The following is a 14,927-nucleotide window of genomic DNA, read 5'->3' as shown; positions in this document are numbered from 1 at the left end:
GATGACCGACGCGCTGACCGCCGCCCTCGACATCGACCTGGCCCCGGTGCTGGCCCCGGTGGTCGCCGAACAGCCCGACCCGCTGCTGTTCGCGACCGTCTCCGGAGCCCATCTGTACGGCTTCCCCTCGCGTGACTCGGACGTCGACCTGCGCGGTGTGCATCTGCTGCCGGCGGCCGAACTGGTCGGGCTGCGCGAGCCGGAGGAGACCCGGTCGAGGATGTGGGACCGGGACGGCGTCGAGATGGACCTCGTCACCCACGACCTGCGCAAGTTCGCCCGGCTGATGCTGCGCCGCAACGGCTATGTGCTGGAGCAGCTGCTCTCGCCGCTCGTCGTGCACAGCGGCGAGGCCCACCGCGAGCTGGTCGCGCTCGCCCCGGGGGTCCTCACCCGCCACCACGCCCACCACTACCGGGGGTTCGCCACCACCCAGTGGCGGCTGTTCGAGAAGACCGGCGAACTCAAGCCGCTGCTCTACACGTTCCGCGTGCTGCTCACCGGCATCCACCTCATGCGCAGCGGCGAGGTGCAAGCCCATCTGCCCACGCTGCTGCCCGAGATCGACGAGGCCCCCGCGTATCTCCCGGACCTCGTCGCGGCGAAGGCGGCCCGGGAGCACGGCACGGCGGACGTCGACCAGGAGCGCGTCGCCGAGGACGTCGAGCGGCTCCAGGGAGTCCTGGACGAGGAACAGGCCCTGTCCGCGCTCCCGGAGAACCCGGCCGCGTACGACGCCCTGCACGACTTCGTCGTCCGCGTCCGGCTGGAGGGCCCTGAAGGCCTGAAGGCCTGAGTCGGTCCGAGGGCCGAGTCGGGCGAAGAATCGGTTCGCCCCGGGGGGTTCAGGTGGCCGACAACGCCGACGCGCGCCGGGTCCGTACGACGAAGTCCTCGACCCGGGCCCGGTCCGGCTCCGGGGGCAGAGGGCTGCGGGACACCGCCTCCTCGGCCTCGACCGCCAGACGGGCCATCCGGGACTCGACCTCGGCCCAGGACACCTCGCCGCGCTTCACCGCCAGCAGGGGCTCGCGTTGGTCGCCCACGTCGACGGTGAGCGCGCCCGTGCGCAGCAGGTCCCGGCAGCTCATCAGGAGGCGGAGCAGATGCATGGCGTGCTTCCAGCGGGGGGCGCCGTGCGTGCGGACGTCCGCGTCGAGCTTCTTGCGCTGGCCGAGGGCGTAGCGGGCGAAGGTCTCGTGGGCCCGGCGGGAGAGGAACGCCCCGCGCAGGCCGAGCAGTTCACGGCCCGTGGTGTCGATGTGCTCGACCAAGGGGGAGTGCAGGCACTCCAGGATGTTGGGGTTGGAGCGCAGGGCCAGCTCGCAGAAGCGCTCCAGCTCCCAGCCGAACTGCTCCTCCGCCGGCCCCTCCACATGCGTCGGCGGCTTCTCGAAGCGCCAGAACAGCTCGGTGGGGGCCAGGAAGACACTCCGCCGGTCGGTGTCGCTGTCGTCCGTGGCGAGACCGAAGGCCCGCGACCCCATCACACAGGCGTAGACGGTGTGATCGCGGACCAGGTCGTGCGGGTGCGGGGGCTGCATGCCCGGGAGCGTACGGGGTGGCTCAGGCCAGCTGAATCGAATTTCCCGAGACCTTGATCTCCTCGGCGGGCAGCGGCTTCGTGGCCGGACCCTGCACCACCGCACCGTCCGTGATCTTGAACTTGCTGCCGTGGCAGGCGCAGTCGATCGTCTCGTCCGAGACGCTGCTGACGATGCAGCCCTGGTGGGTGCAGACCGCCGAGAAGGCCTTGAAGTCGCCCTCCGTGGGCTGTGTCACGACGACCTTCTGATCCTTGAAGATCTTGCCGCCGCCCACCGGGATGTCGGCCGTCTTCGTCAGCTCCTCGCCGGCGCCGTCCGTGCCGGAGTCGCCGGGCGAGGTCTCCTCCGAGGAGTCGCCGCCGTCGTCACCGCCGTACTCGCTGCACCCCACCAGCAGCGCTGCCGTGCCCGCCGCGCCGGTCGCCAGGACCGTGCGCCGCGTCGAACCCATCGTCATGTCGTCACTCCGAACGTGCGGAAGAACCAGAGGGCGGAGGTCAGCCAGACGATCGTGAGAGCGGTGAAGACGAGACCGCCGACGATCGGCAGGAGCCAGCCGGGGAGTCGCTCCGAGCGGAGCAGCAGCATCTTCGCACTGAAAACACCGAAGAAGAAGCAACCCAGGAGAGAGTGCCACAAAACGCGCGATTCGTACGTCTGGAAGCCGAGGGCGTACAGACAGTGCACCGCCACCGGCACCGCGACCAGGAACGCCACCCGCCCCGACCAGCGGTGCAGCGCCCCCGACCAACTCGGGCCCGGCAGCTTGCCGTACAGCATCAGCGCCGAGGTCAGCTGGACGAGCGCGAAGCCGAACGACACCGTCGCCAGCCACGACTTCACGGCGCCCGTGCTGCTGAAGCCCGCCAGGTTGAACGCGGTTCCCGCCGGGTCGTGCACCTTGCCGTAGACGCCGAGACCGACCGCCACCGCGCAGGCCACCAGGGCCGGGACCAGATAGCGGGAGGCGCCGCCGGGTGTGCGGGCGGGCTCCGGGGACGGGAAGTCCTGGGTGGCGGCGTTCGGGTCGACGGTCATGAGCTGCTCTCCGGGGTGACGGGGCGGGCCGTGAGCTGTTGTCCGTCGACCGTCACCGCACCGGTCTCCGGGTCGATCTCGGGGGCCGCGGTGGGCTTGCCGTCCCGCTTGACGATGCCGACCTGGTCGCCGTCCGGCAGCACGATCCAGCCGCCGTCGACCTCGGCCCCGCGGACGTTGGCCGTCGCCCGGTACAGCGCGGACTCGCCCGTCTCGGGCGCGGTGAAGCCGTACTCCCGGCCGCCGATGTCGACCGTGCCCCGGACGCTCCCGCCCTTCAGCGTGCCGTTCAGCTCGGCGCCGTCCTTGCTCGTGAGCCGCATCCCGCCGTCGGCCTCGACGTCACCCTTGAGCCAGGACTCCTGGGCGCGGCCGTCGCAGAAGTACGCCACCGCCTTCCCGTCGCGCAGGGTCACGGCGATCGCGGCGGAGTCGTCGTCGGTACGGCCCGCGTAGTCGGCGTCGGCCGGCGGGGCGGGGGTCGGGCTCGGTGGTGCTGAGGTCTTCGCGGGCGACGGGCTCGGCGACCGGCCCGGCGAGGCCGAGGCGGGCGGCGGGTCGTTCTTGGTGGACGAGGAGCCGGCGCGGGTCCCGGTCGTCGCGTTGAACGACAACAGGACCAGGGCCAGCACCAGTCCGCCGAGCAGGGTGACAAGTGGTCCGGAGCGCTTCATACGAGCCTCCCCCGAGGCGTGGCGCGGACGGCCTCCCCCATGCAAGCGGACCCACGGGACGGCGTCCAGGGGCGCATGGAGGTATTTCACCCCAAGTGACGGGACAGTGACATTCACAGGACAATGTCGGGCTCCGCGAAGAAGATCCGCCACCGGGAGCACCTCCCGGACCGGGCGTCTCGGCAGGCGGGCGCCGCGCACCGGCCCGGGGAGGGCTGACTAGGCTGGTCGTACAACGAGCCGGGATGCACATCAGCGAGGAGCACAGCCGTGGCGGTACGAGCGGTCCGGGGCGCCGTCCAACTCGAACGGGACGAGGCGGGGCACATGGACGAGCGGGTGGGCGAGCTGCTCACCACCGTCCTGGAGCGCAACGGGCTCGGCCCGGACGACCTGATCAGCATCTGGTTCACGGCCACGCCCGACCTGCACAGCGACTTCCCGGCCGCCGCCGCCCGCAAGCTCGGCGACGGCTTCGCCGACGTCCCGCTGATCTGCGCGCAGGAGCTGGACATCGAGGGCGCCATGCCCCGGGTCGTCCGGATACTCGCCCACATCGAGTCCGACCGGCCGCGCGCGGAGATCGCCCATGTGTACCTGGGGGCCGCCGCCGCACTCCGCAAGGACATCGCCCAGTGAGAACCGCACTCGTCATCGGCACCGGGCTGATCGGCACCTCCGCCGCCCTCGCCCTGGCCCAGCGCGGGGTCACCGTCCACCTCACCGACCACGACCCGGAGCAGGCCCGTACGGCCGCCGCGCTCGGCGCCGGGACCGACGAGGCGCCCGACGGCCCGGTGGACCTCGTGATCGTCGCCGCCCCGCCCGCGCACGTGGCCGCGACCCTCGCCGACGCCATGCGCCGGGGCCTGGCCCGGGGCTACCTCGACGTGGCCTCCGTCAAGGGCGGCCCCCGCCGGGAGCTGGAGGAGCTGGGCCTCGACCTCTCCGCCTACATCGGCAGCCACCCCATGTCGGGCCGGGAGAAGTCCGGCCCGCTGGCCGCCACCGGCGACCTCTTCGAGGGCCGGCCCTGGGTGCTCACCCCGACCCGGGACACCGACACCGAGGTCCTGAACCTCGCCCTGGAACTGGTCTCGCACTGCCGGGCCGTCCCGGTGGTCATGGACGCCGACGCCCACGACCGGGCCGTCGCCCTGGTCTCCCACATGCCGCACCTCGTCTCCAGCCTGGTCGCTGCCCGGCTGGAGCACGCCGAGGAGTCAGCCGTACGCCTGTGCGGGCAGGGCATCCGGGACGTGACCCGGATCGCGGCCTCCGACCCGCGCATGTGGATCGACATCCTCTCCGCCAACCCCGGCCCGGTCGCCGACCTCCTCGCCGACGTCTCCGCCGACCTCGACGAGACCGTCCAGGCCCTGCGCGCCCTCCAGGCCTCCGACGAGGCCAAGCGCCGCGAGGGCGTCACCGGCATCGAGGACGTCCTGCGCCGCGGCAACGCCGGCCAGGTCCGCGTCCCCGGCAAGCACGGGTCCGCTCCGCGCGCCTACGAGATCGTCGCCGTCCTGATCGACGACCAGCCGGGGCAGCTGGCCCGCATCTTCGCCGACGCGGGGGCCGCCGGGATCAACATCGAGGACGTACGGATCGAGCACGCCACCGGGCAGCAGGCCGGTCTGGTGCAGCTGATGGTGGAGCCGAAGGCCGCGGCGGTGCTGACGGGGGCGCTGCGGGAGCGGGGCTGGGCGATCCGGCAGTAGGGGCCGGAACGCCTCCGGTACCGGAACGCTTCCGGTAGGGGTGGTGGCGGGTGCGGCCGGATGGGCTACGCGCAACCAGTACCCTTGTCCGGGGCGCTTTCCGTCTCGCCCCACCACCTCGGACCAGGAAAGGTGCTCCCCAGTGGAACGCGCCACAGTGATCGTTGCCATTGACGGCCCCTCCGGCACGGGCAAGTCGAGCACCTCGAAGGCCGTGGCCGCGCAGCTCGGGCTGAGCTATCTGGACACCGGCGCCCAGTACCGGGCGATCACCTGGTGGATGGTCACCAACGGCATCGACATAGAAGACCCGTCCGCGATCGCCGCCGTGGCGGGCAAGCCGGAGATCGTCTCGGGCACCGACCCGTCCGCGCCGACGATCACCGTCGACGGGACGGACGTCGGCGGCCCGATCCGCACCCAGGAGGTCACCTCCAAGGTCAGCGCCGTGAGCGCCGTCCCCGAGGTGCGGGCCCGGATCACGGAGCTGCAGCGCTCCATCGCGGCGGGCGCGGAGAACGGCATCGTCGTCGAGGGCCGCGACATCGGCACGACCGTCCTGCCGGACGCCGACCTCAAGATCTTCCTCACCGCCTCCCCGGAGGCCCGCGCCGCCCGCCGCAGCGGCGAGCTGAAGGGCGCCGACGTCCAGGCGACCCGCGAGGCCCTGCTCAAGCGGGACGCGGCCGACTCCAGCCGCAAGACCTCGCCGCTCGCCAAGGCGGACGACGCGGTCGAGGTGGACACCTCGGACCTCACCCTCCAGCAGGTCATCGAGTGCGTCGTCACCCTCGTCGAGGAGAAGCGGGCGGGTAAGTGAGCGAGGCTTCCGCGGACCGCGCCCCGTCGGCCCGGACGACCTCGGCCGGGACACCGTCGGCCGAGGTTCCTTCGCCGCTCGGCGCCGAGGTGGGCCGGCGCATCGGCGTCGGCCTGATGTACGGGCTGTGGAAGCCGCGTGTGCTGGGCGCCTGGAAGGTCCCCGCGACCGGCCCGGTGATCCTCGCCCCCAACCACTCCCACATCGTCGACGGCCCCATGGTCATCGGGGTGGCACCCAGGGCCTCGCACTTCCTGGTCAAGAAGGAGGCGTTCGTCGGTCCGCTCGGCCCGTTCATGCGCGCCGTCGGCCAGGTGGAGGTGGACCGTTCGACCGCCGACCGCACCGCCATCACCCGCGCGCTCGCCGTCCTCGCGGGCGGCGGCGTGCTCGGCATCTTCCCGGAGGGCACCCGTGGCGAGGGCGACTTCGCCTCGCTGCGCGCCGGGCTCTCCTACTTCGCCGTGCGCAGCGGCGCCCCGATCGTCCCGGTCGCCGTCCTGGGCAGCACCGAGCGGCGCGGACGGCTGATCAAGGGGCTGCCCCCGCTGCGCTCCCGCGTCGACATCGTCTTCGGCGACCCGTTCGAGGCGGGCGACGGCAGCGGACGGCGCACCCGCAAGGCACTCGACGAGGCGACCGTGCGCATCCAGCAGCAGCTCGGCGCACACCTGGACCACGCCCGGCGGCTCACCGGCCGCCGGTAAAACGCCGGGCGTCCGATCGGGCGCTGGGCGACACTGAGTAGTGGACCGGCCGGCGGACACGCCGGGTGGCCCACCGATCACCACGATGAACTACGAGGTACGGACTTCATGAACGACCAGTTTCCCTCCGAGCACGAGCACGGAGAGCTTGGCGACGCCGAGTACGCGGAGTTCATGGAGCTCGCCGCGGTAGAGGGCTTCGACCTCGAGGACGTCGAGGGCGCGATCGAGGAGGCGGGCCACGGCCCGCTGCCCGTCCTCGCCGTCGTCGGCCGTCCGAACGTCGGCAAGTCGACCCTGGTGAACCGCATCATCGGCCGCCGCGAGGCGGTCGTCGAGGACAAGCCCGGCGTCACCCGCGACCGTGTCACCTACGAGGCCGAGTGGGCGGGCCGCCGCTTCAAGGTCGTCGACACCGGCGGCTGGGAGCAGGACGTCCTCGGCATCGACGCCTCCGTCGCCGCCCAGGCCGAGTACGCCATCGAGGCCGCCGACGCGGTCGTCTTCGTCGTGGACGCCAAGGTCGGCGTCACCGACACCGACGAGGCCGTCGTCCGGCTGCTCCGCAAGGCCAACAAGCCCGTGGTGCTCTGCGCCAACAAGGTCGACGGCCCGAGCGGCGAGGCCGACGCGACCGCGCTGTGGTCCCTCGGCATCGGCGAGCCGCACCCGGTCTCCTCGCTGCACGGCCGCGGCACCGGCGACATGCTGGACGCCGTCCTGGAGGCCCTGCCGGAGGCGCCCGAGCAGAGCTTCGGCACGGCCGTCGGCGGCCCCCGCCGGATCGCGCTCATCGGCCGCCCGAACGTCGGCAAGTCCTCGCTCCTCAACAAGGTGGCCAACGAGGAGCGTGTCGTCGTCAACGAGATCGCGGGCACCACCCGTGACCCGGTCGACGAGCTGATCGAACTCGGCGGTGTCGTCTGGAAGTTCGTCGACACGGCGGGCATCCGCAAGCGCGTCCACCTCCAGCAGGGCGCCGACTACTACGCCTCGCTGCGCACCGCCGCCGCCGTCGAGAAGGCGGAGGTGGCCGTCATCCTCATCGACGCCTCCGAGTCCATCTCGGTGCAGGACCAGCGGATCGTGACGATGGCCGTCGAGGCGGGCCGTGCGATGGTCATCGCCTACAACAAGTGGGACACCCTCGACGAGGAGCGCCGCTACTACCTGGAGCGGGAGATCGAGACCGAGTTCGGCCAGGTCGCCTGGGCGCCCCGGGTCAATGTCTCGGCCCGCACCGGCCGGCACATGGAGAAGCTGGTCCCCGCGATCGAGACGGCCCTCGCCGGCTGGGAGACCCGGGTCCCGACGGGCCGCCTGAACGCCTTCCTCGGCGAGCTGGTCGCGGCCCACCCGCACCCCATCCGGGGCGGCAAGCAGCCCCGCATCCTCTTCGGTACCCAGGCGGGCACCAAGCCGCCGCGCTTCGTCCTCTTCGCCTCCGGCTTCATCGAGGCGGGCTACCGCCGCTTCATCGAGCGTCGGCTGCGCGAGGAGTTCGGCTTCGACGGCACCCCGATCCACATCTCGGTGCGGGTGCGCGAGAAGCGCGGCAAGAAGAAGTAGGCGGCTGGAAGAAGTAGCAAGGCGCTGAGGCGAGGCCTTACGACATGAGGAGGCGGCCACCCGGAAATCCGGGTGGCCGCCTCCTCATGTGCCCGAGGTGCCCGCTTCAAAGACCCCGGCGCGGTCCCGGCGGCAGCGGGGACGGGATGTGGTGCATCCCGGTGTGTCCGGTGGGGATCCGCCCGACCGGCTGCCACACGGCCGCCGTCGTGGTCGTCTGACCGGGCTGGGTCTCGCGCTGGGTGGCGAGATGCCCCGCCGCGTGCCGGGCGCCGTACGAGTCGGAGGCGTACGTCCCGGTGGTGCGATGTCCGCCCGAGCCGTGCGACAGACTGCCGAAACCTGTGAACCCCAACCCTTCCTCCCCGTGCCGGTCGCCCGGCAGGGTCCGGTAGGTCCTGACCCACTCCGCGTAGAGCGAGTCGTAGATGGGCGTGGCCGAGGGCCCGCCCGACGGATCCTGAGTCGGCCGCATGGACGGGATCGACTGATAGGACTGACGGCGAGGTACGTCGTATGCGTGCACGTCTGTGCCAACGACCCCACGGGGCAAGAGATGCGCTGCCTCCACCATTCAGCCTCCGGGTCGGCGGAGCGCCCCGAAAGGGGCGCGGGGAACTGCGCGATCAACCACGATCGACCCGCGGCCGGCTGACCAGCGAAAGTCTTACGGCGTGACTCCGAAGTGCACTCGAAGTGCACCCGAGGTGAAGCGATCAGGTCCCGGCCAGCGGCAGGGTCGCCGCCACCAACTTCCCGTTCGCCGCCGCCTTGTCGAGCGCGTCCCGCAGCAGATCCTCACGCGGCTGCCGCCCGATCGACCCCACCGGCGCCGCGAACATCAGCACCTGCTGGTGCTTGTTCGCGGCGGCCCGCCACGCGTCGGCGACCTGCAGCGCCTGATGGGCCTGCCACCACGCGACCGGCGAACCACCGGAGCCACCCGGCTGCAGGATGGCGTGCAGCTGGCCCATGGCGAGCAGCACGGACCAGCCGTGCAGCACGGGCGGTACGGCGTCGATCTGGGGGAGCGGCATGAAGCCCTGCTCGATGAGCAGCGGCAGGAAGTCGTCGCCCACGCCCGTCGTACCCGGGCGGGCGATGGGGGCGGTCGGCTCGACGACCAGCGCCGGGTGCAGCTCGCCGCTGAGCAGGATCAGTCCGCTGGTGACGCCGAGCACGGCCTGCTCGGGCGCGGCCTGGGCCGGGGCGTCCCCGGCGATGGAACGAGCGGCGCCCTGCAGCTGCTCCTCGGTGACCTGGACGACCTGGGAGGGCAGACAGGTGGCGTGGGCGAAGGCGAGCACGGCTGTCTCGTCGCCGACGAAGAGGACGGTGCTGGTGCGCTCCTGCTCGGAGTCGCCGGGGGTGCGGCACGACGTGCAGTCGTAGCCGCCGGGGGCGTTCTCTCCGGCGAGCAGCCGGTCGGCTTCTTCGTCGCCGATCTCGGCGCGTACCTCGTCGCTGACGTCGAGCATGCGCGGCACGGTGGCTCCTCGGGATGCGGTGCGGTGTCGGTGCCGGGTGGCGCCCGGCCCATGAGCGCGGAGGTTCCGGCCCATGCAGAAGACAACGGGCGATCTGTGGCCGGAGTCACGCCCGACGACGAACGGAATCGAACCAACCGCAGCACAGGGTGAATCCCTGGGCGGAATCAGTTACTCCGCGCCAACTTCCCGAGCGTCCGGCGAAGTTGACCCGGTGAAGTGGGTCACAGATCAGCAGGACACCTGGCCGACATATCAGGAAATCAGGGAATGAAGTGGGTGGCCGGAACTGGTCGCTACTCGGGGTAACGGTGAACTGGCCTCGTATGACAAGCGATTGCTTGCTGACAGCCCGTCAACCTCCCTACATTCCCGGCCGTGTGCAACGAGCACCGCTCGGGTACGTCCGCCGGCCGCGCAGAGCCAGACAGCGCGCGAGCACCAGCTCCGGCGGACGGGGCGGAGCGCGACACCCGCGTCCAAGCGCGGGAAGCGCCCCGCCTTGGGGGATCCCGGGTCCGTGGAGAGGAATCTTCATGTCCGAATGCGCCGATACCACGCGCGGCAGCGCTCGCAGGACGCGTACGACGGCGGTTCTCGCCGGGGCGGTCCTGCTCGCCCCGCTGGGACTCCTGGCCGTCACCGGCAGCGCCTCGGCGGCCGACAGCGGAGTGTGGGACCGCATCGCCAAGTGCGAGAGCGGCGGCGACTGGCACATCAACACCGGCAACGGCTACTACGGCGGCCTGCAGTTCGCCGCCTCCACCTGGCGCGCCTACGGCGGCACGGCCTACGCGGCCACCGCCGACAAGGCCTCCAAGTCCCAGCAGATCGCCGTCGCCACCAAGGTCCAGCGCGCGCAGGGCTGGGGAGCGTGGCCCACCTGCTCCGGTCGCGCCGGAGCCTCCGGCAGCGCGCCGGCGGCGCCCGCCACGGGCTCGGCCCCCGCCAAGTCCGTCAAGCCGGTGGCCCCCGCCGGATCCGGGAAGACCGTGAAGCAGGCGCCGTCGCGCGCCCCCGCCCACCCGGACCGCAGCGCGTCACGCGGTGACTACACCGTCCGGCAGGGCGACACCCTGAGCGGCATCGCCGCCGGGCACGGGACCACCTGGCGGCAGGTCTACGCCGCGAACAGGGCCGTCATCGGCGGCGACCCGAACATGATCGTGCCCGGGCAGCGCCTCGACCTCTGACCCCTGGCCGGTTGCTCCTTGGCCGGTGTGCCCGGGCCCGGGGCGCCGAGGTCCCGTCCGGCCCGCTGTGCCGGGCGGGGCCCGCGCGGTGCCGGATCAGGCGAGTTCGGCCGCCTCGCCGGCGAACGCCAGTGCCCCGCGTCGGAGTTCGTACACGAGCACGCCCGGTACGTCGCGCAGCCCCGGCGGCAGCCGCTGTTCGGCGATCACCACGCACGCGTCGAGACCGCCCAGCAGCTCGTACGTACGGGCCGCGACCGCCGGTGACATGCCCTGGGCGGGTTCGTCGACGAGGACCACGCGCGCGTGGGCCGACAGGGCACGGGCGAGGGCGAGCATGCGCTGCTCGCCCCCGGAGAGGGTGTCGGCGCGGCGGGGGAGCAGGGGTTCGAGCGGCGGATAGGCGTCCAAGGCGTACGTGAGGTCCGGCGCGGCGAGTTCGAGGTTCTCGCGCACGGTCAGCGAACCGAAGACGGCCCGCCGCTCCGGCACGAGGACGAGGCCTCGCCGGGCCCGCTCGTGCGCGGGCGTCCGGGAGATGTCCACCCCGTCCCACACCACCGCCCCGCCGGACAGCGGCACCGTCCCGGCGAGGGCCCGCAGCGCGGTCGTACGGCCGGAGCCGTTGCGGCCGAGCAGTACGGTGAGGCCGGGGCCCGGGGCGGCGAGGGTGAGTCCGTGCAGGGCTTCGAGGGGGCCGTAGCGGACGCGGGCGCGGCGCAGGGAGAGGAGGGTCATCGTCCGGCCGCCGGGTCGTGCGGGACGGAGGGGGCCGGTGGGCGCAGGACGTGGGTGGCGGGGCCGGAGGTGACGATCCGGCCCGCCGCCATGACGTGCACGACGTCCGCGAGGTCCGCGACGAGGTCGAGGTCGTGCTCCACGACCAGCAGGGCCATGCCGTCGTCGGCGAGGGCGCGCAGGACGCGGGCGAGGGCGGCGACCTCGGCGGTGTCGAGTCCGGCGGCGGGCTCGTCGAGCAGCAGTACGCGGGGGCTGCCGGCGAGCGCCCTCGCCAGCTCGACCCGTCGTAGTGTCCCGGTCGGCAGTCCGGCCGCCGGGGCCGTCCGTACCGGTCCGTCCAGCCCCAGCAGCCGCAACGCCCGCTCCACGGCGCCGGGGTCGGCGACCCGTCCCTGCTCGGCGCCCACGCGGACGTTCTCGGCCACGCTCAACGACGGGAAGACCGCGAGCTGTTGAAACGTGCGTGCGATCCCGAGCCGGGTGCGGGTGTGCGCGGCCAGCCGTGTGACATCCCGCCCACCGAGGCGCACCTGACCGCCCCCGGGCCGCAGCGTCCCGGCGAGACAGTGGAAAAGAGTGCTCTTCCCGGCCCCGTTCGGACCCACGACGGCACTCACCCGACCGGGCAGCACATCGAGATCGACCCCGTCGAGCGCCGTGAACTCGCCGTAGCCGAGGCGGAGGTGACGGGCTTGGAGGGAGGGGGAGGGGCCGACGGAAGGGGGGTGCGGGGTGCGGTGGGTGTGGTCGGCCGGGGTGGCGCCGGGAGAGGTACGAGGAGGGGGGCTGGCGGGGACGCCGGGGTTGTGCCTGGTGCTCGTGCCGGGCTCGGCCTCGCCCGGTCCCGTCTCGTCCTGCGACGGGCGTCGGGCCTCGGCCGAGGCCCGCCCGGGGCCGGTGCCGCCGCGTGCTCGGTCGTCGTCGGGGGCTCTGCGGGCGGGCATGCCACGGTGCGTGGAACGACTCTCGGCGGAATCTCGACCACCGGCTCGGTGGCCCCCCGTGCCGGGCTCCGCCGCCCCGCTGGCACCGGCTGCTGCCGGGCCGCCCGTCGCCGTCGTCGCCTCGGACGCGTCCGCCGGCAAGTCCTCCCTCGCCTCCGCACCACCCCACCAACCCCCTGCCGAGCCACCCATGGTGCGGACCGCCGCCGGACCCCCGCTCCCCCCGACCCCTGCCGCGCCGCTGGGTCCCGCCTTCCCGCCAGGCCCTGCCGCGCCGTTGGGTTCCGCCCTTCCGTCAAGCCCTGCCGCGCCGCTGGGTCCTGCCCTTCCGTCAAGCCCTGCCGCGCCGCTGGGTCCTGCCTTCCCGCCATGCCTCGCCGCGCCGCTGGGTCCCGCCCTTTCGTCAAGCTCTGCCGCGCCGCTGGGTCCCGCGCTCCCGTCAAGCTCTGCCGCGCCGCTGGGTCCCGCGCTCCCGCCAAGCCCCGCCGCCTCCCTGTGCCCCGCCCTACCGCCAAGCCCCGCAGGCCCCCCGCTCCTCGCCCCGGTCGCCACCCTCGCTCCGGTCGCCACCCCCGCCCGTACCCTCTCCCGTGTCCGTCGTCCCACCGCTGTCAGCTCGCCGCGGCCTTCCGCTCTTGCCCGGAGGTGGGCGTAGCCCGCGCGTGCCGTCTCGTAGGGGCCGCTGGGGAAGCGGCCCACGAGGAGGGCCAGGAGGCCGATGACTGCCGCCGCCACGCCGCCCTCGGTGCCCGCGTCGAGGCCCACCAGGAGGGCGGCCGCCGTGAGGGCGCCGAGGGGGCTGTCGGCGCCGAGGACGACGATCGCGGCGAACCAGAGGAGGCCGCGGACGGGGTCGTAGGCGGCGGGGTCGAACGCGCGGACGCCCATCGCGAGCATCCCCCCGCCGAGCGCGGCCAGCGCGGCGCCCGTCACGAACGCCGCCAGCTTCAGCGCGGGGACGCGGACACCCGCCGCGGAGGCCCCCGCCTCGTGGTCCCGCATGGCGGCCAGTGCCCGTCCCGTGCGGCCCCGGCGCAGGGCGTGGGTGGCCAGGAGGGCGAGGGCGAGGAGGAGCAACTCCAGGGCGTAGTACGCGCGGTCGCCCTCGAAGCCCTGGGGGCGGGTGACGGTGAGGCCCGAGGTCGCGTACGGCTGGGCGAAGACGAAGCGGCTCACACCGACGCCGACGGCGAACGTGGCGAGGGCCAGGGCCAGCCCGTGGCGGCTGATCGCGGGCCAGCCGGTGAGCAGACCGAGGGGGGCCACCAGGACCACGGCCACCAGGAGCGCGGCCGGTTCGGGGAGCGCCGGGAGGAAGGGGAGGCGCCCGGCCGTCAGGAGGGCCATGAACAGGGCGCCCAGGCCCGCGTATCCCGCCTGGCCCAGGGAGATCTGGCCGCCCCGGCCCGTCACCACCACCAGGGAGAGCAGGACCACGCCCAGCGCCGGTACCTGGACGGCCGTGTGCAGGTCATGGCCCGCGAAGCCCAGCGGGATCAGGAACAGCAGGAGGGCCACGATCCACGCCCCGGCGGGGGTGCCGGTCCGCGCGGCCGCCGGGCGGGGCAGCGCGTCGCGGGTGCCCACGCCCGGCAGGACGAGTGCCGCGATCAGGAGGGCCACGACGAAGAGGTTGGTGGCCACGGCCTGGAGGAGTGGTTCCGCCCAGCCGGAGGGGTGGAGCCGGGTCAGCTGGCTCTGGGCGATCCCGATGCCGAGCGCGACCAGGACGGCCACCGGGAGGCTCCGCATCCGGGCGGCGACCGCCACCGCGACCACCTCCATCACCAGCAGCGGCATGCCGTACGGGTCGAGGCGGACGTAGGGCGCCAGGAGCACGCCCGTCAGGCCCGCGGTGAAGGAACCGAACGCCCAGCCCGCGGCGGCGACCCGGTCCGCGTCGATGCCGCCGAGCACGGCGAGGGAGCGGTCGTCCACGACGGCCCGCAGTTCGCGGCCGAAGCGCGTCCAGCGGGTGACCGCGCCCACGGCCGCCGCGACCGCGACGGCCACCGCCAGTTGGCCCCACGGGTCGGCCGGCACCAGCGTGGGCGCGTCGTCCCGCGCGCCCTGGCCCCACAGCAGCGCGGCCCCGCCGACGAGGAGGACGAAGACGCCGATGGAGGCGACGAGGGTCCGCGCGGGTTCGCCGCCGAGCACGGCGAGCGGGCGGAAGACGAAGCGCTCCAGGACCAGGCCGACGGCGGGGGCGACCAGCAGCAGGGTCACGAGGGCGCCGAGCCAGAGGGGCCACCCCCACTCCACGGCGAACTGGCGCAGCAGATACGCGCACACCATCGCGATCGCCCCGTGCGCGAAGTTGAGCACACCGGTAGCCCGGTACGTCACGACCAGCCCGATCCCGGTGAGGGCCGCCGCGCTGCCGACCGAGAGCCCCGCGAGGGTGAGGTCGTACGTCAGAGACGCCATCAGACCTCTTCGGAGTCCGCTTCGGAGTCCGTTTCGGAGTCGGCGGCGGAATCGGC

At 73.3% G+C, this 14,927-nt stretch carries 15 protein-coding genes; 7 read left to right on the top strand and 8 right to left on the bottom strand.

Features of this window, described 5'->3' with window-relative positions:
- Position 1 precedes the first annotated feature (1 nt).
- Complete coding sequence (locus tag ACZ7MG_RS40695) at positions 2 to 796, top strand: nucleotidyltransferase domain-containing protein (RefSeq protein WP_471395197.1); 795 nt, start codon at positions 2 to 4, stop codon at positions 794 to 796.
- A 49-nt stretch (positions 797 to 845) separates the two neighbouring features.
- Here ACZ7MG_RS40695 and ACZ7MG_RS40690 read toward each other — a convergent pair whose 3' ends face one another.
- The 4 genes from ACZ7MG_RS40690 to ACZ7MG_RS40675 are packed head-to-tail and all read right to left on the bottom strand — an operon-like array spanning position 846 to position 3,259.
- Positions 846 to 1,544 (bottom strand): nucleotidyltransferase domain-containing protein, encoded by a 699-nt coding sequence (locus ACZ7MG_RS40690; RefSeq protein ID WP_471395195.1) that lies wholly within the window; start codon positions 1,542 to 1,544, stop codon positions 846 to 848.
- Positions 1,545 to 1,566: 22 nt separating this feature from the next.
- Positions 1,567 to 2,004, bottom strand: a complete 438-nt coding sequence (locus tag ACZ7MG_RS40685) for a Rieske (2Fe-2S) protein (RefSeq protein WP_471395193.1) — start codon at positions 2,002 to 2,004, stop codon at positions 1,567 to 1,569.
- A complete protein-coding gene (locus tag ACZ7MG_RS40680) occupies positions 2,001 to 2,585 on the bottom strand; it encodes a DUF6529 family protein (protein ID WP_471395191.1) in 585 nt (194 codons plus the stop codon). Before ACZ7MG_RS40680 ends, ACZ7MG_RS40685 begins: the two co-directional genes overlap by 4 nt.
- Complete coding sequence (locus ACZ7MG_RS40675; RefSeq protein WP_471395189.1) at positions 2,582 to 3,259, bottom strand: hypothetical protein; 678 nt, start codon at positions 3,257 to 3,259, stop codon at positions 2,582 to 2,584. Before ACZ7MG_RS40675 ends, ACZ7MG_RS40680 begins: the two co-directional genes overlap by 4 nt.
- Positions 3,260 to 3,529: 270 nt before the next feature.
- On the opposite strand from ACZ7MG_RS40675, the gene aroH reads away from it, so the two are divergent.
- The 5 genes from aroH (at position 3,530) to der (ending at position 8,076) form a co-directional block, all read left to right on the top strand.
- Positions 3,530 to 3,898: a chorismate mutase gene (gene aroH, locus ACZ7MG_RS40670; protein ID WP_471395188.1), complete on the top strand. Its 369-nt coding sequence runs from the start codon at positions 3,530 to 3,532 to the stop codon at positions 3,896 to 3,898.
- On the top strand, positions 3,895 to 4,980 hold the full coding sequence (locus ACZ7MG_RS40665) for a prephenate dehydrogenase (RefSeq protein ID WP_471395186.1): 1,086 nt from the start codon (positions 3,895 to 3,897) through the stop codon (positions 4,978 to 4,980). Before aroH ends, ACZ7MG_RS40665 begins: the two co-directional genes overlap by 4 nt.
- Positions 4,981 to 5,122: 142 nt before the next feature.
- Complete coding sequence (gene cmk, locus ACZ7MG_RS40660) at positions 5,123 to 5,800, top strand: (d)CMP kinase (protein ID WP_471395184.1); 678 nt, start codon at positions 5,123 to 5,125, stop codon at positions 5,798 to 5,800.
- The gene (locus ACZ7MG_RS40655; protein ID WP_471395182.1) at positions 5,797 to 6,507 is read left to right on the top strand and encodes a lysophospholipid acyltransferase family protein; all 711 of its coding nucleotides are present in this window, start codon (positions 5,797 to 5,799) and stop codon (positions 6,505 to 6,507) included. The genes cmk and ACZ7MG_RS40655 overlap by 4 nt, the downstream gene beginning before the upstream one ends.
- 108 nt (positions 6,508 to 6,615) lie before the next feature.
- On the top strand, positions 6,616 to 8,076 hold the full coding sequence (der, locus tag ACZ7MG_RS40650) for a ribosome biogenesis GTPase Der (RefSeq protein WP_471395181.1): 1,461 nt from the start codon (positions 6,616 to 6,618) through the stop codon (positions 8,074 to 8,076).
- 106 nt (positions 8,077 to 8,182) lie between these two features.
- On the opposite strand, the gene ACZ7MG_RS40645 is transcribed toward der, so the two are convergent.
- Together ACZ7MG_RS40645 and ACZ7MG_RS40640 are read right to left on the bottom strand one after the other, a co-directional pair.
- On the bottom strand, positions 8,183 to 8,551 hold the full coding sequence (locus ACZ7MG_RS40645) for a hypothetical protein (protein ID WP_471395180.1): 369 nt from the start codon (positions 8,549 to 8,551) through the stop codon (positions 8,183 to 8,185).
- Between the two features lie 241 nt (positions 8,552 to 8,792).
- The gene (locus ACZ7MG_RS40640; protein WP_471395179.1) at positions 8,793 to 9,563 is read right to left on the bottom strand and encodes a hypothetical protein; all 771 of its coding nucleotides are present in this window, start codon (positions 9,561 to 9,563) and stop codon (positions 8,793 to 8,795) included.
- Positions 9,564 to 10,099: 536 nt separating this feature from the next.
- Here ACZ7MG_RS40640 and ACZ7MG_RS40635 point away from each other — a divergent pair.
- On the top strand, positions 10,100 to 10,756 hold the full coding sequence (locus tag ACZ7MG_RS40635; RefSeq protein WP_471395178.1) for a transglycosylase family protein: 657 nt from the start codon (positions 10,100 to 10,102) through the stop codon (positions 10,754 to 10,756).
- A 96-nt stretch (positions 10,757 to 10,852) separates the two neighbouring features.
- Here the strand turns inward: ACZ7MG_RS40635 and ACZ7MG_RS40630 are convergent, their stop codons facing one another.
- Both ACZ7MG_RS40630 and ACZ7MG_RS40625 read right to left on the bottom strand, forming a co-directional pair.
- Positions 10,853 to 11,494, bottom strand: coding sequence for an ATP-binding cassette domain-containing protein (locus ACZ7MG_RS40630; RefSeq protein WP_471395176.1), 642 nt, complete (start codon positions 11,492 to 11,494; stop codon positions 10,853 to 10,855).
- The gene (locus tag ACZ7MG_RS40625) at positions 11,491 to 14,871 is read right to left on the bottom strand and encodes an ABC transporter permease subunit (protein WP_471395174.1); all 3,381 of its coding nucleotides are present in this window, start codon (positions 14,869 to 14,871) and stop codon (positions 11,491 to 11,493) included. The genes ACZ7MG_RS40630 and ACZ7MG_RS40625 overlap by 4 nt, the downstream gene beginning before the upstream one ends.
- Positions 14,872 to 14,927: the final 56 nt, after the last annotated feature.

This window comes from Streptomyces sp. NPDC107538 (genome assembly GCF_055657445.1).
Note: the sequence above shows the minus strand (reverse complement) of the source record. Positions and strands in the feature narration are given on the sequence as shown.